This is a genomic window from Janthinobacterium sp. HH106, from assembly GCF_001758725.1.
Taxonomy (GTDB): domain Bacteria; phylum Pseudomonadota; class Gammaproteobacteria; order Burkholderiales; family Burkholderiaceae_D; genus Janthinobacterium.
The window spans coordinates 454,987-474,534 of the sequence record NZ_LRIC01000002.1 but is presented as its reverse complement, the minus strand read 5'-3'; the positions used below and the strand labels follow the sequence as shown (position 1 = coordinate 474,534).

Sequence of the window (19,548 nt, the reverse complement as noted above, 5' to 3'; positions counted from 1 at the left end):
TCAGGCTGCCGGGTCCTGCATGAATTGCTCGACCCGGGCGACGAATTGCGCCTTGCTGCGCGTGCGAAATTCGCCGAGGAAGGCGTCGCTGCCCTGGACGATCTTGCCGTGGCGGTCGTATGCCACCTTGCCCATCTCCAGCACGAATTCGCCGGCGGGATCGTCTTCCGGTTCGAAGTGCGAGTTGAAGCAGTAACCGCTGTCGCGGCAACTGCCCCACAGCAGCAATGCGCTGCTGAACCATTGCATGGTATCCGGGCCAGGCTCCACCTCGAACAGGGTGTTGACGGTGATGTGCCAGCCGCCCGGCACGCGCAGCGGCTGCAATGGATAGGGAAAGCGTGGCTGTTTCATGTGGGCGATGGCAGGCGGCGGCTTGCGTAAAAGGCGAGGAAGTCCAAGGCCGGCAGCGCTTTGGCAAACAGCCAGCCCTGGCCGAATTCGACCTTGCGTTCCAGCAAATAATCGGCTTGCTGCTGCGTTTCGATGCCTTCGGCCACGATCAGCATGTTCAAAGTGCGCGCCATGTCGATGATGTGCGGCGTGACGCTGCTGGTGGCCGCATCCGTGCCGATGGTGTCGACAAAGGACTTGTCGATTTTCAAGGCGTCGAGCGGCAGGTTTTGCAGGCTCGACAGGCTGGAATAACCGGTGCCGAAGTCGTCGATGGCCACGGCATGACCGCGTGCGCGGGCCTTTTCGATGGTGGCGCGGGCCGCTTCCACGTTGATGAAGCCCCGTTCCGTCGCTTCCAGCCAGATCTGCTGCGCCTCGATGCCCGTGCCGGCCAGCGCCCGTTCGAGCACGTCGAGCACCCTGCCCGTCTCGATATCGCTGGCGCACAGGTTGATGGCGATGTGCAGTTCGCGGTCGGCCAGCAGCGCGGCGCGCATGTCGGCGATGACGCAGGCGATCACCTGGTCCGTGATGGGCAGAATCAGGTCGCTTTCCTCGGCCACGGGGATGAACAGGTCGGGCCGTATCATGCTGCCGTCGGGACGGCGCCAGCGTATCAGCGCCTCGGCGCCCACGCACACGCCCGTGTCGAGCGCGATGATCGGTTGATAATGAACAAAGAATTCGCGCCGCTCGACCGCCGTTTCCAGTTCGCCGCGCAAGGACAGCCGGCGGCGCGACAGCCAGATGACAATGCCGACGATGAAGGCCGCCATCAGCAGGCCCAGCGGCAGGAGCAGCAGCTGTTCGCGGCGCAGCCTGTCGTTCAGCTTGCTGCGGGGCTCGATCATGACGGCCGTCAAGCCGTCGCGGTACAGCGTCGCGTGGATGTGGCCGTCCGCCGCTGGCTGGCCGGCGAGCAGGGCCTGCACCACGGCCGGGTCGGGATGATGGAGGGTGTCGAGCACGCCCTGCTTGCCGATGGCCACGGCCATCTGGATATCGCTGTCGACGATGACGTCGGAAAAGCGTACGGGATCGATCAGCACCTTGTAGGCGCGGTGGGACAGCCCCACCATGCGCTTGCCGCCGCTGACGACGGGCCGCAGGTTGAAATCGATGCCCATGCCGTTGGCCAGGGTGAAACCGGCAGGCGTGACGGCGATGCGTGCTTCTTCGATGCCCGTGGACGTGCATTTGAGCAAGCCATTTTCCACGTAGCCGATATCGTCGATGCTGCGCGTGGTGATGGTGATGCGGCGCAACTGCAGGATATGCGCCTCCGAGCACGGCGCCAGGTCCAGCGCATCGGCGCTGCGCAAGGCGAGCCCGGCCGACGCGATGGAGCGGTGGGCGCGCTCGAGCGCGTAGCCGGCCAGCAGGCGCAGGCGTTCCTGCTCGCCCTGCTCGGCGCGCACGGACGACAAATAGAAGGCCAGGCTCAGGGGGGCGGCCACGCCGATGACGGCGACCAGCACGCTGGTCACGATAATGCGTTTTCTGCGCATGCTACTCCCTGCGATAGTTATATGATTGCCATGTATTTCTCGATGGCATCATATTACAAGTGCGGGCGGCGCACGCGCATCTTGCTGAAGAGTTACACTTTTTCCAGCGGCCTGGCCAGCACGAACACCAGCGCCGCCACCACGGCCGCCAGCCCGCCAGCCAGATACAGCACGCTGGCAAAGCCGTCGATGAAGGCGTGGCGCGCCGCTTCCTGCGCCACGGCTTGCAGCGCGGGCGGCAGCTGGCCGAAGGCGTCGGCCGCGTTGCCGGCGACGATGCGCCCGATCATCTCGGGCGAGGCTTTCAAGCCGTGCAGCCACGCCAGTTTCTCGAACGAGGCGGCCGTGCGCATGGCCAGCACGGCGCCCAGCGCGCCCACGGCCAGCACGATGCCGACGAAGCGCGTGGTGGTGCTGATGCCCGAGCCCATGCCCGTGCGTTCGCGGGGGATGCAGGCGAGGATGGCCTTCTGGGTCGTGCCGTTCAGCAATCCCGCCCCCGCGCCCGTGACGACCATGCCGGCTGCCACCCAGCCGTACTGCAGGCTGGCGGCGGCCAGCGCCGTGGCGACGTTGCCCACGGCGACGATCAGCAAGCCCGTCACCAATATGCCGCGGTCGTCCAGCACCCGCATGGCGCGCGGCGCCAGCCTTGACAATACCACCATGGCGACGGCGAACGGCAGCATGGCGCAGCCGGCCAGCACGGCGGAAAAGCCGAAGGCGTTCTGCAGGTACAGCGGCAAAAACGTCATCATCACTTGCGCGGCGATGGCATAGCCGAACATGCCCAGCACGGCGCCGACGAACACGCGCCGGCCAAACAGCGATAAATCGACCATGGGCGCGCGCTGGCGCCGTTCCACCAGCACGAACACTACCAGCAGCGCGGCGCCGGCCGCAAAGCGCAGCATGGTGGCATGGCTGGACCAGAGCGCCACGCTGGCGTCGATCAAGCCCCAGATGATGCAGAACAGGCCGGCGGAAAACAGCAGCGCGCCCCATGGATCAAAACTGGCGTTGGAAGCGTCCTTCGACTCGTCCACGTGCCTGCCTACCAGCCACATCAGCATGGCGACGACAGGCAGGTTCAGGTAGAAAATCCAGCGCCAGTTGATGGCGCTCGTGACGAGGCCGCCCAAGAGCGGCGCCACCGTCATGGCCACGCCCATGGCCGCCCCCCACACGGACCAGGCGCGCGCCCTCTCCTTTTCCGCATGAAACGTGTGGCCGATGACGGCCAGCGCGGACGTGAGCAGCAGCGCGGCACCGAGTCCCTTGACGGCGCGCGCCACGTTGAGCACGAACGGCGTCCACGCCAGGCCGCACAGCAGCGAGGCCAGCGCGAACACGGCCAGGCCATACAGCATCACTTTGCGCCGTCCCAGGCGGTCGGCGATGCTGCCGGCCGGCAACAGGAACGAGGCAAACGCCAGCATGTAGGCGCTGACCACCCATTCCACGTCGACGAAGCTGGCGTTGAGCGAGCGGGCGATCGACGGCAGCGAGACGGCGACGACGTTGGTGTCGAGCATGATCAGCGCGCACACGCCCGAGCAGGTATAGAGGGTCCAGTTGGTATTCTTCATGCCTGTATTTTAAGCAGGCTTCTGTTATTTCCTGTTATAAGACAAGCGCCTTATAATTTACCTATGGTGAATACAGACAAAGACATGGAATTGCGGCATTTCCGCTGCGTGCTGGCCGTGGCGCACAGCCTGCACTTCGCACGGGCGGCGGCGGAGCTCGGTATTTCGCCGCCCGCGCTGACCAAGCAGGTGCAGGAAACGGAGCAGTTGCTGGGCACGCGCCTGTTCCAGCGCAGCAAGCGCGCCGTGTCCCTGACGGCCGCCGGAGAACTGTTCGTGCTGGAAGCGGCGCGCGCGCTGGAGCAGCTGGCGCAGGCGCAGGACGTGGCGCGCCGGGCGGGACGGGGCGAACTGGGACGGCTGGAAATCGGCTACGTGGCTTCGGCCGCCTATGCCGGCGTGCTGCAGGGACAGTTTGCGCAGTTTCGCGCCAGCCACCCCGGCATCCGGATCGGCGCGCGCGAATACGCGATGGATGCCCTGCCCGGCTTGCTGGACCAGGGCAGAGTCGACCTGGCCTTCGTGCGCCCGCCCCTGCGCCTGCCGGACGGACTGGACAGAGTTGTGTTGCTGCGCGACCGCTTCGTGCTGGCCGTGCCGGCCGACAGCCCGCTCGCCCGGCTGGAGGTGGCGGCACCGGCCGTGCTGGCGCAGCAGGCGTTCATCGTGCCGGAACAGGAACTGGGCACCCTGGAGGTGAGCCGGCGCGGCGGCTTTGCGGCGCAGGTAGTGTCGCGCCCCGGCAGCCTGGTGGCCGTGCTGACGGAAGTGTCGCTGGGCGTGGGCTGCGCCATCGTGCCCCACTCCGTGATGGCCAGCGTGCAATTGCCCGGCGTGGTGTTCCGCGAACTGGCAGCGCCGCAGATCAGCTCGGAAATCGCCGTGGCCTTCCGCCGCCACGAACAGGCGCCCGCCGCGCGCGCCTTCATTGCCCAGCTGCGCGCGGCGGCACTGGCTTAAGGTCAAGCGCCTTTCAATACCGCCACGGCGTAGGTGCAGGCCGTAGTCGTTTCATTCCTAAACACGCAGTCGGCCGGCGGACCCAGTTCCAGGCAGTCGCCCTCGTCCAGCACGTGGCGGGTGTCGCCCTCGATGAAGACGAGGCTGCCGCTGAGTGACCAGATCAGCTGGCGCCGCGCCACGTAGGCGGCGGCCGGCATGGCCACCACGGCGCCCGGCGGCAAGGTAATGTGCACGAGGTCGAGCGGCATGTCGGACGCGGGCGACACGTGGCGCCGCACATAGCCGCTCTGCGGGTCGACCCACACGGGCTGCTCAAGCTTGCGCAGCAAGCGTCCCTCGCGCATCTCGGCGCGGGCGATCAGTTCGGACATGCTGAGGCCGAAGGCGCCCGACAGGCGCGCCAGCAAGGTGGCCGTGGGGCTGCAATCGCCGCGCTCCACCTTGTGCACCATCGCGCGCGACACGCCCGAGCGGGCCGCCAGGTCCGTCAGCGACCAGCCCAGGCTTTCCCGCTCGAGGCGCACCCGGGCCCCGATGCGCTGGTTCAATTCGTCTGGTTTAGTGGACATATATCGGGTTCCATTCGTATTTTATTGGACAAGGCGTGGGCGGCACACTATTATTTGTCCATTATAGTAGACTACCAGCAAGGAGATCAACATGCACATACGCGATGCCCACGCGGGCGATATCGAGGCCATCACGGCCATCTACAACGATGCCGTCAGCCATACCCTGGCCATCTGGAATGAACGGACAGTCGATGCGGCCAACCGCGCCGCCTGGCTGGCCGATCGCGAGCGGGCCGGCTATCCCGTGCTCGTCGCCATCGATGCAGAGGAAAAGGTGGCTGGCTACGCCTCGTTCGGCGACTGGCGCCCGTTCGAGGGTTTCCGCCATACGGTCGAGCATTCCGTGTATGTGCGCGCCGATCGCCGCGGCGCCGGGGTCGGCAAGGCCTTGATGGGGGAACTGATTATGCGGGCGCGCGGCCTGGGCAAGCATGTGATGGTGGCGGGCATCGAGGCGGGCAATGCCGGCTCGATCGCCCTGCACAAGCAGCTGGGCTTCGAGGAAGTGGGTTTGATGCGCCAGGTGGGCACCAAGTTCGGCGCCTGGCTGGACCTGGCGTTCTTGCAGCTGCAACTCGATGCGCGCAGCGATCCGGACGACATCGCGCCGGCCGGTTGAGGTCAAGAAAACGTCAGGGATCGATTTCCGGCGGAGGGCGGCGCAGCGCCATATGTTCCCACACGGCCACCAGTACCAGCACGCAGCTCGTGATGCAGGCCAGGATCAAGGGCGAATACAGGCGGCCGTAGGCCATCGGGATCAGCGCCAGGATGATCAAAATGCCCAGCAGATGCGACAGCGGCGGCGCGGTGCGGTCGCTGCTGACCCATTTGAACAGCGCATTGCCCAGCAGATACAGGATCGGGCCGCCCAGCAAGGCGCTGATGCCGGCGAAGCTTGCTTCATCCGGATGCACGAGGGCCAGTTCATCGGCCACGGCACTGACGATCACGCCGCCCACGATCAGCACGTGGATATACGTGTAAGCCTTGCGGGCGATGCGGCCCGGGTCCTTCGAGTGGGCGATGCGGTGGTGGCCCGCTTCGGCGCCCGTGTCGAAATAAATCCACCACATGGCGATGCTGCCGACCAGAGCAGACAAGAAGCTCAGCCAGTTGCCGGCCGTCCATTCCAGGCCCGCGAACGTGGCGCCCGTCACCAGCAAGGATTCGCCCAGGGCGATGATGACGAACAGGCCGCAGCGTTCGGCCATGTGGCTGCCATCGACGTCCCAGTCGGCCGTCGTCGAGCGGCCCAGGCCCGGCATGCCGAACAGCATCCATGGTCCGGCCAGGTCGATCAGCAGGGCCGCGGCCCACCAGAAGATGCGCTGCTCGGGCGAGGCGATGCCGCCGGCGATCCAGAAGATGCCGGAGAGCACGGCCCACAGGGCGATGCGCTGGAAATTGCGGCGGCGCGCCAGCGCTTCATGGCGCACGGCCCACCAGGCGAACAGGGGCCGGCCCACCTGCATGGCGACGTAGGCGCCCGCAAAGCCCAGGCCCCGCGTGCCGAACGCTTCGGGAATCGAGGCTGACATGATGAGTCCGCCCAGCATCAGCGCAAACAGGCTGATGCGCACGGGAATGCGCTCGGGATCGAGCCAGTTGGTGATCCACGAGGTGAAGATCCACACCCACCAGACGGCCATCAGCAGCAAGCCCGTCTGCAGCCAGCCCATGGCGCTCAGGTGCGCCAGCAAGCCGTGCGACAGTTGCGTCACGGCAAACACGAACACGAGATCGAAGAACAGCTCGATCATGCCCACCTTGCCGCTGTCCAGCCCGCCGCGCGTGCGCAACAGCGATTTACTTAATTCCATAGCGACTCTTTCATTCATGCTTGATTAAAACGGTGCATTCCGGGCTTATGCGCTTACTGGTGTCAACAAGGGCAAGCCGGCGAAATGCGCGGCCAGGTTATCGACGACCAGTTGACCCATCGCATGGCGTGTTTCCACGGTCAGGCTGCCCACGTGCGGCGTGAGCACGACGTTGGGCAAGGCGCGCAAGACGTTTGGCACGCGCGGTTCGTCCGCAAACACGTCGAGGCCGGCCGCGCCCAGGTGGCCATCCTGCAAGGCGGCGATCAGGGCGTCTTCGTCGATCAGGGCGCCACGGGCGATATTGATCAGGGTGCCTTGCGGCCCCAGCGCGTCGAGCACGGTGCGGTCGACGATCTTGCGCGTGGCCGGCGTGCCCGGCGCGCAGACGATCAAATAATCGCTTTCCTGCGCAAGGGCCAGCAAGGACTCCGCGCGCGGCACGCTGGTGCCGGCAATGGCGCGCGGCTGGAAGTAGCGCACATGGATGCCGAAGGCGGCCAGGCGCAGCGCGATGGCTTGCCCGATCTGGCCGAAACCGAAGATGCCGGCCGTCTTGCCGCGCAAGGTAGATGCGGGGGCGATGGCCTCACGGCGTTCCCAGCCCCCATCGCGCACGAAACGGTCGAGTGCCACGACATGCCGCGCGCTGGCCAGCAGCAAGGCCAGCGCCATGTCGGCCACGTCGTCCGTCAGCACGTTCGGCGTGGTGGTAACGGCAATGCCGCGCTCGCGCGCCACGTCGAGCGCCACGCCATCGAGGCCCACGCCATTGACGGCGACGATTTCCAATGCGGGCAGCAGGCCCATGTCGGCGGCGTTCAAGCCCAGCGCGCCCGTCGTGACGACGGCGCGGATGGCCGGCGCCCGCTCGGCCAGCCAGGCGTGGCGTTCATCCGCCGGCACTTGCCAGGCATGGTGGCAGGTATATTGCTGTTCCAGCTGCGCGTTGACGGCAGCCGAGGGACTGGGGGCGAGGATGAGGAGTTCGGGTGGCATGGGCGTCCTGGGTCGTGTCGACAAGATTTGCAGACGCAACTTAGCATATTTGAGACCCAGCCGGGGATGGCATACCCTAATACCGCCCCTAAAACCCTGCACGCCGCGCGGTCTTTGCCTGCGTCGGACTGTCCGATTCCGCCGTAGGTCGGCTTAGCCCAACGGGCGTAAGCCGACAAGCGCTGCCACGCAGCCTGTCAAATTACGCTGCGCTAATCTGACCTACAACTGCGCGCCGCGCGGTCTTTTCCTGCGTGGAGCCACCCGATTCCATCGTAGGTCGGCTTAGCCCAACGGGCGTAAGCCGACTAGCGCCGCCACGCAGCCTGTCAGATTACGCTACGCTAATCTGACCTACAACTGCATGCCGAGCGGTCTTTGCCTGCGTCGGGCTGTCCGATTCCGCCGTAGGTCGGCTTAGCCCGCAGGGCGTAAGCCGACAAGCGCCGCCACGCAGCCTGTCAGATTACGCTACGCTAATCTGACCTACATAGCATTCAATCCGGCTCAACCAGGGCAAGGCACGCGTTTGATCTTGCCGCCCGTCTTGAACGGGTCGGCGCCCGCGCCCGGGTTCGCATCCATGCCAAAGCACGTGGCGCCGCCGGGGTTGACGACGCGCGTGGCGGGACGCCCGTCGGCCGTCAGGTATTCCTCTACGCGGATGACGGGGCCGCCGCGCCAGGCGGAGGCGACCTGTTTCTGGAACGCGCTGTCGCCTTTGAGGTCGGCCGCGGCCAGCCAAGGCTGTTGTTGCTTGAGTTCGCCGCGCAAAGCCTTGTCGGCCGCGCCCGCAGCCAGCCTGGCGCGCGTGCGCAAATCGGGGCCAGCTGGCGCGTTCGGGGGCGCGGCGGACAATTCCTCGGCGGGCATGGTGATGGCTTCTGCTGTCACGGGCGGCATGTCAGGCACGACGGACGGAACCTGAGCTCGCGCGCGCGGCACGGAAATCGGCATGGGTGGCGGCATGGCCATCGGCGGCGCCGGCGGCGCGGGCCGGGGCGGCAGCAAGGTCATGAAAGCCACTTCCGTATATTGCTTGAGCTGCCGCGCCGGCAGCAGGAGGAAGTACAGGCCCAGCGCATGCATGGCCAGGATCAGGGCGACGGCGGCGCCTTTGAAGCTCAAGCCGCCCCGTAGGCGCATGGAAGCGGACTGTAGATGGCGGTGCAATGGCATGCGGTTTCCTGTGGGCGCCGGGCGCGATGGCTTATTTTAGCGAAACTTGACCATAGGCATTAATAATTCCACAAGGTATCGCCTGGCGCGCCTTTTCTCGCCAGATTCCGGCACCTTGGGGTATCGGATGTTGCACAAATAACGACTTTTTCATCGCTTTCTCACACTTTCCCACGCGCTGCGCCACGCTGGAATATAATGATAATCATTCTCATTAATATCCAGATAACTCCATGCGCACCTTCCACCTCGTCCCTACCCCGTTCGCCCTGGCCGCCTTCCTGCTGGCCAGCGCCGCCGCCCACGCGCAAACCAGCACCGCAGCAGCGGCCGGCGACGCGCCAACCATGCCGACCGTGGTCGTCAATGCCTCGGCCGACGCGTCGGCGCAAGGACTGTCGAAAGCGTATGCGGGTGGCCAGGTGGCGCGCGGCGGGCGCATGGGCATCCTCGGTGCCGTGGACATGATGGACTCGCCATTCGGCAGCACCAGTTATACACAGCAATTCATTGCCGACCAGCAAGCGCGCAGCGTGGGCGACTTGCTGCAAAGCGATGGCGCGGTGCGCATGTCTCGCGGTTACGGCAACTTCCAGGAAGTGTATGTGATCCGCGGCTTCGCCCTCGATTCGGACGACGTGGCTTACAACGGTCTGTACGGCGTTCTACCCCGCCAATATGTCTCGCCGGAATTACTCGAGCGCGTGGAAGTGTTCCGCGGCGCCAGCGCCTTCCTCAACGGCGCGGCGCCGGGCGGCAGCGGCATCGGCGGCGCCATCAACCTGATGCCCAAGCGCGCCGGCAACACGCCGCTGACGGAATTGACCGTGGGCGTGGAATCGGGCGGCCACGCCTACGCGGCCATCGACGTGGCGCGCCGCTTCGGCGAGCAGCAGGAATTCGGCGTGCGCGTGAATGCCGCCAAGCGCCAGGGCGAAACCGGCATCCAGCGCGAAGACCACGACGTGGGCATGTTCTCGGTGGGCCTCGACTACCGGGGCCGCGGCTACCGCCTGTCGGCCGACGCCGGCTACCAGAATTTCGATTTGACGGCGCCGCGCCCTTCCATCAACACGGGCAGCCTGACGGCCTTGCCAGGCGCACCCGATGCGTCGAAGAACTTTGCCCAGCCGTGGAGCTATTCGAAGGAGCATGACGTGTTCGGCACGGCACGCGCCGAAGTCGATCTGGCCAAGGATGTCGTGGCCTGGGCCGCGTTCGGCAGCCGCTCGACGAAGGAAGCGAACAGCCTGGCCCAACCGACGTTGAGCGCGCTCAATGGCGATGCCAGCGTGTACCGCTTCGACAATGCCCGCAAGCAGGAAATCCGCACGGGCGAACTGGGCGTGCGCGGCAAGCTCCATACCGGCGCCGTCCGCCACACCCTGGTGGCCAGCTGGTCCGGTCACTGGAACGAGGCGAAGAATGCGTATGCGATCAGCGATTATGCGGGCTTGCCGACGAATATCTACCATCCGCTGGACGTGGCCATGCCGCCCACCCTGCCCGCGAACTCTGGCGGCGTGATGAACGACCCACGGCTGACGCAAAAAACTATCCTCAACAGCTACGCCGTGGCCGATACCATGGCCTTCCTCGACGACCGGCTGCTGCTGACCGTGGGCCTGCGCCGCCAGCAGATCCGCGATGCGGCATATGCCTACGGCACGGCCGTGCAATATTCCAGCTATGACAAGAGCGCCACGACGCCCGTGGCCGGCATCGTCTACAAGGCCGGCAAGAACGTGTCGGTCTACGCCAACTACATCGAAGCGCTGGTCAAGGGTCCCGTTGCCAGCGGCACCTACTTCGATGGCAAGGATAACCAGCTGGTCAGCAACCATGGCGAAGTCTTCGCGCCGTACAAGTCGAAGCAGAAGGAAATCGGCATCAAGTACGACGGCGGCAGGCTGGGCATGAGCGCCGCGCTGTTCTCGACCGCCAAGCCCTTGCCGGCCGTGGTCGGCTCGCGCGCCACCTTGTCGGGCGAACAGCGCAACCAGGGCCTGGAACTGTCCGTCTTCGGCACGCCGATGGCGGGCGTGCGCCTGCTGGGCGGCCTGACCTGGCTCGATACGGAACAGCGCAAGACGGACAAGCCGGCCAACAATGGCAAGAACGCCATCGGCGCGCCAAAAACACAGCTCAGCGTGGGCGGCGAATGGGACGTGCCCGGCGCGCCAGGCTTGAGCCTGAATGCCCGCACCGTCTACACCTCGACGCAGTATGCGGATCTGGCCAACAGCAAACAGTTGCCGTCCTGGACCCGCGTCGACATCGGCGCGCGCTACCTGACGCAGGTGGCGGGCCATGACGTGACCTTGCGCGCGCGCATCGACAACGTGGCCGACCGCAGCTACTGGGCCTCGGCCGTCTCCTCGTTCGACGCGGGCAGCCTCGTGCTGGCCGCGCCGCGCACCTTCGTCGTATCGGGCAGCGTGGCGTTTTAACCGGACCGACGCGAAGCTGCCGCTTCCCCGGGCAGCTTCGCGTGCGCGCCTGTGCCAACGGCCGGATTTGGGCGACAATGCCCGCATGAAACTCCCTGCCCTCCTGTTATTGCTCTGCATGTCCCTGCCCGCCGCTGCCCAAAAGCAGGCCGGATGCCCGTATGCCGCCTGGAAAAGCGGTTTCAAGGGCGATGCGCGGGCGCAAGCCACGTGTCTGCTGCGCCCCGTGAAACTGTATGCGCGTCTGGGCGACAGTGCGCCGCTGCCGGCCTTTCTTGCCGCCCACGTCGGCCAGCGCACGGGCATCGCCCCCGTCGCCCTGCGCGCCTGGCTGGCGCAGCAATCGATCAGCGAAGCGGACGCGGGCGGCGCCGTCGATGCACCGCTGTCGCGCGCCGTGGGCCGGCTGGCCGCGCCCATGGCCCGCTATTTCGTCATCCACGACACCAGCTACCCGAATTTTCTCAACGAAACCATTCCCGATCACATCAACGACACCAGCTGGGATTTCAACGATTTCAGCTTGCGCAATCCGGCGCTCGGCGGCGGTCCGAAGGGCCATGTCTACGTGAACCGCCTCGGCGATTCCCTGGCCGTGCGCGACTTCGGCACGCCCGGCTACGCCAGCAAGCTGGAAAAGGACAAGCCGTCGCTGACGGGCCTGTTCCTGCACGTGGAACTGGTGCAGCCGCGCAACTCCGTGCCCGGCGGCGGCAAGGGCAACGATGGCCTGGCGCCCGATCCCGGCTTTACGCCGGCCCAATACGACCGCCTGGCCCTGCTGTATATCGCCGCCAGCGTGCGCAAGGGCACGTGGCTGATTCCCGCCTTCCACGCCGTGCTCGATACGGGCTTTGCGAACGGTCATGACGACCCGCAAAACTTTTCGCTGGAGCAATGGGATGCGGCCCTCAGCCATTTGAGCGCCGTCATGACGGGCGCCCACGCGTCAAATTGAACGCCACCTGCGCGCCGATTTGGAGGATACTTTAGCTCCCGCCTTGCATCGCGCGGATGCCGGGATGTCGATGGGGAGCCGCGATGACCTATGCCTCTGACCAGAAAATGCACGCGCTGGACATGCCCGCCCGCACGCGGCGCATCTTCAGCATGCGCGATGCCGTGCTGACGCAGTGGGAGCACGAGGTGCGCGCCAAGGTACGCGGCGCCGATGCCTTGCTCACGCCCATCCTCATCAACACCTTGCCCGCCTTCTTCGACAACCTGGCCGAAGCGCTCACGCCAGGCTACCCGCGCGACGACGCCACCAGCAACACCAACGCGCCTGCCGTGCATGGCAACGAACGGGCGCGCATGACCAGCTATGGCCCGGAACAGGTAATTCAGGAATACCAGATTTTCCGCGACTGCTTCGCCGCCGCCGCGCTGGAGGCGGGCGTGCCGCTGCGGCGAAAGGACTGGAAGGTGATCAATGCCTCGATCGATACGGGCATCCGCGAAGCCATCCTGGAATTTACCGCCATGCACGAAAGTTTTCAGCGCCGCATCGCCGCCGGGCTGTCGCACGACATGCGCAATCCCCTGTCCGTCATGCTCAACAGTGCACAGCTGCTGCAGCGGCGCGCGCAACAGCCGGACGTGGCGGCGCTGGCGCTGAAAATTATCGAGCACGGCAAGCGCCTCGACGACATGATCCAGGAATTGCTCGATACGCTCAGCTACCACCGGGGACAAAAGCTGCCCCTCGTCCTGCGGCGCCTCGACGTACTGCCGCTGGCACGGCAGGTTGCCGACAGCGTCAATATCGGCCATCCGGGCAAATGCGTGGTCAGCGGCACCTCCGTGACGGGCTGGTGGTGCGAAAATTCGCTGCGCCGTGCCCTGGAAAACCTCGTCGTCAATGCCGTCAAGTATGGCAACGACGGTCCCATCCATATTCATATCGACAGTTTGCGCGAACGCATGATCTTGAGCGTGCACAACACGGGCAGCAATATCGCGCAAGACCAGACGCAGCGCATCTTCGAATACCTGCGCCGCGAGCACGAAGGCAACGCGCCCGGCTGGGGCATCGGCCTGCCCTTCGTGCAAAACGTGGCGGAAAGCCACGGCGGCAGCGCGCTGGTCGACAGTGCGCCGGAAACGGGCACCACGTTTACCATCGACCTGCCGATCGATTGCCGGCCCTTCGTCACGCCAGGCACCTGATCGCAGCTACGCCCCATCTGCCGGCAAAATCGCTGCCGTAGCGCACCAAAGCGGTGCGGATGACGGTTTTACGCCACAAAAGTGGTCATTTTTTACATACTTTCGGGCGTGCGCCATTGGCACGCTTCCTGCTGAGCTATAGTCAGACACGGCTCAAGGGAAATCACAACATGGCAAATTTTTTCAATGAAATGACTGCAGATGACGTGGGGACGGACAGCAAGGTACGCGAACACTATCGTGAATTCAGCAGCTGGCTGGCACAGCAATCGCCCGAGACCATCGCCCGCAAGCGGGCTGAAGCCGACCTGACGTTCCGCCGCGTCGGCATCACGTTTGCCGTCTACGGCGACGATGCCGGTACGGAACGCCTGATTCCGTTCGACACCATCCCCCGCATCATCCCCGCCGCCGAATGGGCGCAGATGCAGACGGGCCTGGTCCAGCGCGTGCAAGCCTTGAACATGTTCATCCATGATATCTATCATGATCAAAACATCATCAAGGCGGGCATCATTCCCGCCGAGCAAATCTACAAGAATGCCCAGTACCGCCCGGAAATGCAGGGCATTGCCGTCGCTTCCGACATCTATGCGCACATCGCCGGCGTCGACATCGTGCGCGCGGGCCAGGGCGAATTCTATGTACTGGAAGACAATCTGCGGGTGCCGTCCGGCGTATCCTACATGCTGGAAGACCGCAAGATGATGATGCGGCTGTTCCCGGAACTGTTCGCCCGCAACCGCATCGCGCCCGTCGACCATTACCCGGATATGCTGCTAGACAACTTGCGTTCCGTCGCGCCCATGGGCGTCGATGACCCGACGGTCGTCGTCATGACGCCCGGCATGTACAACTCCGCCTACTTCGAGCACGCTTTCCTGGCCCAGCAGATGGGCGTGGAACTGGTCGAAGGCAAGGATTTGTTTGTCAACGACAATTCCGTCTACATGCGCACCACGCGCGGGCCCAAGCGCGTCGACGTCATTTATCGCCGCGTCGACGACGATTTCCTCGACCCGCTGGCCTTCCGCTCCGATTCCTCGCTGGGCGTGCCGGGCCTGCTGTCCGTCTACCGCGCCGGGCGTGTGACGTTGGCGAACGCCATCGGCACGGGCGTGGCCGACGACAAGTCGATCTACCCTTTCGTGCCCGACATGATCAAGTTCTACCTGTCGCAGGAACCGATCCTCAACAACGTGCCGACGTACCAGTGTCGCAAGGCGGCCGACCTGTCCTACGTGCTGGCGAATTTGCCGAAACTGGTGGTCAAGGAAGTGCATGGCGCGGGCGGCTACGGCATGCTGGTGGGGCCCGCGTCGAGCCTGGCGCAGATCGAGGATTTCCGCCAGCGCCTGCTGGCCAATCCGGACGGCTACATCGCCCAGCCGACCTTGGCCCTGTCCGCCTGCCCCACGTATGTCGAGGCCGGCATCGCGCCGCGCCACATCGATTTGCGTCCGTTCGTGCTGTCCGGCAAGACGATTTCCATGGTACCGGGCGGCTTGACCCGCGTGGCGCTGGGCGAAGGCTCGCTGGTGGTCAATTCCTCGCAGGGAGGCGGCACCAAGGATACCTGGGTACTGGAAGCCACATTATCAGAAGAAAAAGCAGCTTTTGCAGGAGAGAAAACATGCTGAGCCGCACTGCCGATCATTTGTTCTGGATGGCCCGCTACACGGAGCGGGCGGAAAACACGGCGCGCATGCTCGACGTCAACATGCAGACGTCCATGCTGCCCCAGTCCGAGCAGGACGCGGAGCAAGGCTGGCGCGCCACCCTGGGCATTTCCGAGCTGCAAAGCGCGTACGACCACCAATATGGCCACTTTCATACGCGCGACGTGCTCGACTTCATGGTGCGCGACCCGAACAACCCCTCGTCCATCCTGGCCTGCCTGACGGGCGCGCGCGAAAACGCCCGCGCCGTGCGGGGGACGTTGACGACGGAAGTGTGGGAAATCCAGAACGCCACCTGGCTCGACATGCAGAAGCGCCTGAAAAGCAATCTGCTGGAAACGGACCCCAGCGCCTTCTTCGAATGGGTCAAATACCGCTCGCATCTGTCGCGCGGCGTGACCCTGGGCACCATGCTCAAGGACGAAGCCATCCACTTCATTCGCCTGGGCACCTTCCTCGAGCGGGCCGACAACACGGCGCGCATCCTCGACGTGAAGTTCCATGGCGCGCGCGACACCTCGAAAGACATCACCCAGCGCGACTTTTACTACTGGGCCGCCCTGCTGCGCTCCGTGTCCGGCTTCGAGATCTACCGCAAGGTCTACCGCGACGTGATCACGCCGGCGCGCGTGGCGGAATTGCTGATGCTGCGCGGCGACATGCCCAGGTCGCTCCTTGCCTGCATGGATGACGTGGTGGAAAATCTGAAACATATCCGCAACGACGTGTCGGCCGATACGGAGCGGTTCGCCGGCAAGCTGCATGCGGAACTGAAATTCGGCCATATCGACGACATCATGAAGGCGGGCTTGCACCATACCCTGACTGAGTTTCTGGAAAACATCTATGAGCTGGGCAACCGGGTCAGCCGCGACTTCCTCGTTCCCCTGGCGGCCTGATGCAGCTCGCCATCCGCCACGAAACCCGCTACGCCTACAGTGCACCGCTGGCCTATACCATCCAGCAGCTGCACCTGACGCCGCGTATCGAGCCGCAGCAGCGGCCCCTGTCCTGGCAAATCACGACGCCGGGCCAGTGCCACGCCTATACGGATGCCTACGGCAATTTGTCGCACATGCTGACCATTAACGGCAGCCATCAGTCGCTGAGCCTGGTCGCCCAGGGCGTGGTGGAAACCATCTACCCGCACAAGGGACGACTGAACCTGGTCGATACCCTCTCGCCGCTGTTGTTTACCATGCCGACGCCGCTGACGCAGGCCAACCCTGCCATCGTGGAGCTGGCGGCCGCCAGCCTGCCGGACCGCCGCGTGACGGCCGGCACGGGCCATTTGCTGCGCCTGGCCGAGCACATCGTCGGCAAGGTGGCCTATGAAAGCGGCGCCACCATGGTCACCACCACGGCCGGCGACGCCCTGGCGCTGGGACGCGGCGTGTGCCAGGACCACGCGCACCTGTTCCTCGCCTGCTGCCACGCCTGGGGCATCCCGGCCCGTTATGTGTCCGGCTATATCGACCCGGGCACGACGGGCCACGCGGCCAGCCACGCCTGGGTCGACGCCTGGACGGAAGACACGGATTTCGCGGGCTGGGTCAGCATCGACGTCACGCATGCGCGCTTGATGACGGATGCGTATTGCCGCCTGGCCATCGGGCGCGACTACGATTCGGCGGCGCCCGTGCGCGGCGTGCGCCAGGGCGGCGGCACGGAAACGCTGCACGTGGATGTACAGATCGTGCCCGTGTAAATAGGCAGGAATGAGGCTGGCCGGGGCTTGCGGCGGATACTCAAGCCCCGGCTGGTGTAGAATGCTCCCCCTTTGGATTTGATTTACGACGATGACTTATTGCATAGGCATGCGCCTGAACGAAGGCCTGGTCTTCCTGTCCGACTCCCGCACCAACGCCGGCGTGGACCAGGTGGGCACCTTCCGCAAGATGAGCGTGTTCGAGAACCCGGGCGACCGCATGCTGGTCCTGATGACGGCCGGCAACCTGTCGATCTCGCAGGCGATCCGCCAGATCGTCTCCGAACACGTCGATGCGGACGGACGCAGCATCTGGAACGTGGCCAGCATGTACGACGCGGCGCGCATCGTGGGCGAAGCCGTGCGCACCGTGCACCTGCGCGAAGCGAAGGCCCTGGCCGACTGCGGCATCGATTTCAACGTCAGCATCATTGTGGGCGGCCAGATAGGCGCCGAGCGCTGCCGATTGTTCCAGGTGTATTCGGCCGGCAATTTCATCGAATCGCATGATGAAAACACGTATTTCCAGATCGGCGAAGCCAAATACGGCAAGCCCATCATCGACCGGGTCATCAACCCGTTCACGCGCCTGGACGAAGCGGCCAAGTGTGCGCTGATCTCCATGGATTCCACCTTGCGCTCGAACATTTCCGTCGGCTTGCCGCTCGATCTGCTCGTCTACGAGACGGGCAGCCTGGCCGTCACGCGCTTCGTCACCATCGATGAAAAGAACCAGTATTTCCGCATGATCCGCGACACCTGGGGCGAGCAATTGAAACATGTGTTCGAAGGCATCGTCGATCCCGTGTGGAACGCGGCGCCCGAGACCACCACGAACGTGCTGTCGTCAAGCAACATGCACAGCAAGCCCGTGCGCGTAGCCATCCCCGAACACGTGAGCCGCGGCGGCCTGACGGTGGCCCCTCTGCAATCCTTGGCGCAGCAGTTCAGCGACGACAAGCAGCATTGACCTGCCGCGCACCGCGTGCGCGCGGTGCTGGACAAGTCGCTTTCCGCGTGCTTTTATGGCAATATGAGTTGATATTTAATTCATACTGATCAGAGAGGCAGGTAGCGCATGGACTTGATTACTTCCGCCGTCGTGGCGGCCATCGAACATGGCGCGCCGGGCCACGCGCCGGAAGCCGTCGCCAGCCACTATCAACGCCTGAAGCTGGCCATCGCCAAGTTCGACAGCGCCGCCGCCATCCTGGCCGCCATCGCCGCGCTGGAGGCCGAACCCGCCAATACCCAGCTGCAACTGGCCCTGTCGGCTGCCCTCTCCACGGCGAAAGTACCCGATGACATGGAAACCCTGTTCGCCGCGCAAGGCTTGCTCGATGCGCTGCGTCCGCCCGTAGCCCTGCCGCCGGCAGCGCCTGCGGCGCAAACGGCGCCCGCCCCCGCCGACAAAAGCGCCGTCGTGTCGAACTACGCGGTGGTGAAAGTGTATTTCGCCACGGACCGCCAGCGCGACGTGGGCAAGCCGCCGGCCCAGCGCTTCAGCGGCGAACGCAACGTCATGGGAGGCAATGGCCCGCTCAGCTATGGCAGCTGCGACATCAGCATCCCGCGCGACCACCGCATGGGCCAGCTGGAATCGCCGTCGCTGTGGCGCCTGGAATTTCGCGACGACCCGGTCAAGCACGTGGTGGTGCTGTCGGCCGACGTGCAGGACCGCGACAACTTCTTTGCCGCACTGAAAACCCAGATCCGCGCGTCGGCCGGCAAGAGCGCCTTTATCTTCGTGCACGGCTACAACGTGAGTTTCGAGGATGCGGCGCGGCGCACGGGACAAATGGCCTACGACCTCGGTTTCGACGGCGCGCCCGTGTTCTACAGCTGGCCGTCGCGTGGTGAAGTGGCCAGCTACACCATCGATGAAAACAATATCGAATGGAGCACGCCCCACATCACGGCCTTCCTGGGCGACTTTCTCGCCAGCACGGAGGCGGCGCAAGTCTATCTGGTAGGCCACAGCATGGGCAGCCGGGGCCTGGCGCGCGCCGTGGCCGACTTGCTGGCCGCGCAACCGCAGCTGGCGCAAAAGATCACGGAAATCATCCTGTCCGCGCCCGACATCGACGCCGCCATCTTCAAACAGGATATCGCGCCCAAACTGGCCGGCGCGCGCAACCCCGTCACTTTATATGCCTCTTCGCAAGACCTGGCGCTGGCCGCCTCGAAAGCCGTGCACGGCTACGCGCGCGCGGGCGACAGCGGCGCCGGCATGCTGATCGTGGCGGGCGTGGAAACCATCGACGCCACCGGGGTCGACACGAGCTTCATGAAGCACTCCTACTTTGCGGAAAAACGCTCGGCCCTGTCCGACATGTTTTATCTGATACGCAACCATGCGCGCGCCGACCAGCGCTTTCTCGAGCCCGTCGATACGACCGCCGGCCGCTATTGGACGTTCAAACCATGACGCCGTTCCATCCGGTGCGGCACGCATGCTAAGATACGGCCCATAGGGTGGCAACGGGCACGGCGATGACGCCGTCAGCCGATCC

The 19,548-nt window shown here is 64.9% G+C and carries 17 protein-coding genes; 10 read left to right on the top strand and 7 right to left on the bottom strand.

Annotated elements, in window-relative coordinates:
* The 3 genes from JAB8_RS02640 to JAB8_RS02630 form a co-directional block, all read right to left on the bottom strand.
* Complete coding sequence (locus tag JAB8_RS02640) at positions 1–354, bottom strand: hypothetical protein (protein WP_139142912.1); 354 nt, start codon at positions 352–354, stop codon at positions 1–3.
* Positions 351–1,904 (bottom strand): EAL domain-containing protein, encoded by a 1,554-nt coding sequence (locus JAB8_RS02635; RefSeq protein WP_070288355.1) that lies wholly within the window; start codon positions 1,902–1,904, stop codon positions 351–353. The genes JAB8_RS02640 and JAB8_RS02635 overlap by 4 nt, the downstream gene beginning before the upstream one ends.
* A gap of 92 nt (positions 1,905–1,996) precedes the next feature.
* The gene (locus JAB8_RS02630) at positions 1,997–3,493 is read right to left on the bottom strand and encodes an MFS transporter (RefSeq protein WP_070288352.1); all 1,497 of its coding nucleotides are present in this window, start codon (positions 3,491–3,493) and stop codon (positions 1,997–1,999) included.
* 84 nt (positions 3,494–3,577) lie between these two features.
* Here JAB8_RS02630 and JAB8_RS02625 point away from each other — a divergent pair, with 84 nt between their 5' ends.
* Positions 3,578–4,453 carry a LysR substrate-binding domain-containing protein gene (locus JAB8_RS02625; RefSeq protein WP_083287562.1) on the top strand — a complete coding sequence of 292 codons (876 nt, stop codon included), beginning with the start codon at positions 3,578–3,580 and terminating at the stop codon, positions 4,451–4,453.
* Between the two features lie 2 nt (positions 4,454–4,455).
* On the opposite strand, the gene JAB8_RS02620 is transcribed toward JAB8_RS02625, so the two are convergent.
* A complete protein-coding gene (locus JAB8_RS02620; protein WP_070288346.1) occupies positions 4,456–5,025 on the bottom strand; it encodes an XRE family transcriptional regulator in 570 nt (189 codons plus the stop codon).
* A gap of 91 nt (positions 5,026–5,116) precedes the next feature.
* Here JAB8_RS02620 and JAB8_RS02615 point away from each other — a divergent pair, with 91 nt between their 5' ends.
* Positions 5,117–5,647 carry a GNAT family N-acetyltransferase gene (locus JAB8_RS02615; protein WP_070288344.1) on the top strand — a complete coding sequence of 177 codons (531 nt, stop codon included), beginning with the start codon at positions 5,117–5,119 and terminating at the stop codon, positions 5,645–5,647.
* Between the two features lie 13 nt (positions 5,648–5,660).
* Here the strand turns inward: JAB8_RS02615 and JAB8_RS02610 are convergent, their stop codons facing one another.
* From JAB8_RS02610 to JAB8_RS02600, 3 genes are all read right to left on the bottom strand, one after another.
* Positions 5,661–6,851, bottom strand: coding sequence for a low temperature requirement protein A (locus JAB8_RS02610; protein ID WP_070288342.1), 1,191 nt, complete (start codon positions 6,849–6,851; stop codon positions 5,661–5,663).
* Positions 6,852–6,896: 45 nt separating this feature from the next.
* On the bottom strand, positions 6,897–7,850 hold the full coding sequence (locus tag JAB8_RS02605) for a 2-hydroxyacid dehydrogenase (protein WP_070288340.1): 954 nt from the start codon (positions 7,848–7,850) through the stop codon (positions 6,897–6,899).
* A 507-nt stretch (positions 7,851–8,357) separates the two neighbouring features.
* Positions 8,358–9,029, bottom strand: coding sequence for a hypothetical protein (locus tag JAB8_RS02600; RefSeq protein ID WP_070288339.1), 672 nt, complete (start codon positions 9,027–9,029; stop codon positions 8,358–8,360).
* Positions 9,030–9,262: 233 nt separating this feature from the next.
* On the opposite strand from JAB8_RS02600, the gene JAB8_RS02595 reads away from it, so the two are divergent.
* The 8 genes from JAB8_RS02595 (at position 9,263) to JAB8_RS02560 (ending at position 19,463) form a co-directional block, all read left to right on the top strand.
* Entirely contained in the window at positions 9,263–11,479 is a 2,217-nt protein-coding gene (locus JAB8_RS02595; protein ID WP_070288338.1) for a TonB-dependent receptor, read from the top strand.
* An 85-nt stretch (positions 11,480–11,564) separates the two neighbouring features.
* Entirely contained in the window at positions 11,565–12,437 is an 873-nt protein-coding gene (locus JAB8_RS02590; RefSeq protein WP_139142911.1) for a hypothetical protein, read from the top strand.
* 83 nt (positions 12,438–12,520) lie between these two features.
* On the top strand, positions 12,521–13,648 hold the full coding sequence (locus JAB8_RS02585) for a HAMP domain-containing sensor histidine kinase (RefSeq protein ID WP_070288334.1): 1,128 nt from the start codon (positions 12,521–12,523) through the stop codon (positions 13,646–13,648).
* A 170-nt stretch (positions 13,649–13,818) separates the two neighbouring features.
* Complete coding sequence (locus JAB8_RS02580) at positions 13,819–15,288, top strand: circularly permuted type 2 ATP-grasp protein (protein WP_070288332.1); 1,470 nt, start codon at positions 13,819–13,821, stop codon at positions 15,286–15,288.
* A complete protein-coding gene (locus JAB8_RS02575) occupies positions 15,282–16,226 on the top strand; it encodes an alpha-E domain-containing protein (protein ID WP_070288329.1) in 945 nt (314 codons plus the stop codon). Before JAB8_RS02580 ends, JAB8_RS02575 begins: the two co-directional genes overlap by 7 nt.
* The gene (locus tag JAB8_RS02570; protein WP_070288327.1) at positions 16,226–17,035 is read left to right on the top strand and encodes a transglutaminase family protein; all 810 of its coding nucleotides are present in this window, start codon (positions 16,226–16,228) and stop codon (positions 17,033–17,035) included. The genes JAB8_RS02575 and JAB8_RS02570 overlap by 1 nt, the downstream gene beginning before the upstream one ends.
* 91 nt (positions 17,036–17,126) lie before the next feature.
* Positions 17,127–18,005: a peptidase gene (locus JAB8_RS02565; RefSeq protein WP_070218732.1), complete on the top strand. Its 879-nt coding sequence runs from the start codon at positions 17,127–17,129 to the stop codon at positions 18,003–18,005.
* Between the two features lie 108 nt (positions 18,006–18,113).
* Positions 18,114–19,463, top strand: coding sequence for an alpha/beta hydrolase (locus JAB8_RS02560; protein ID WP_070288325.1), 1,350 nt, complete (start codon positions 18,114–18,116; stop codon positions 19,461–19,463).
* The last annotated feature ends 85 nt before the right edge of the window (positions 19,464–19,548 follow it).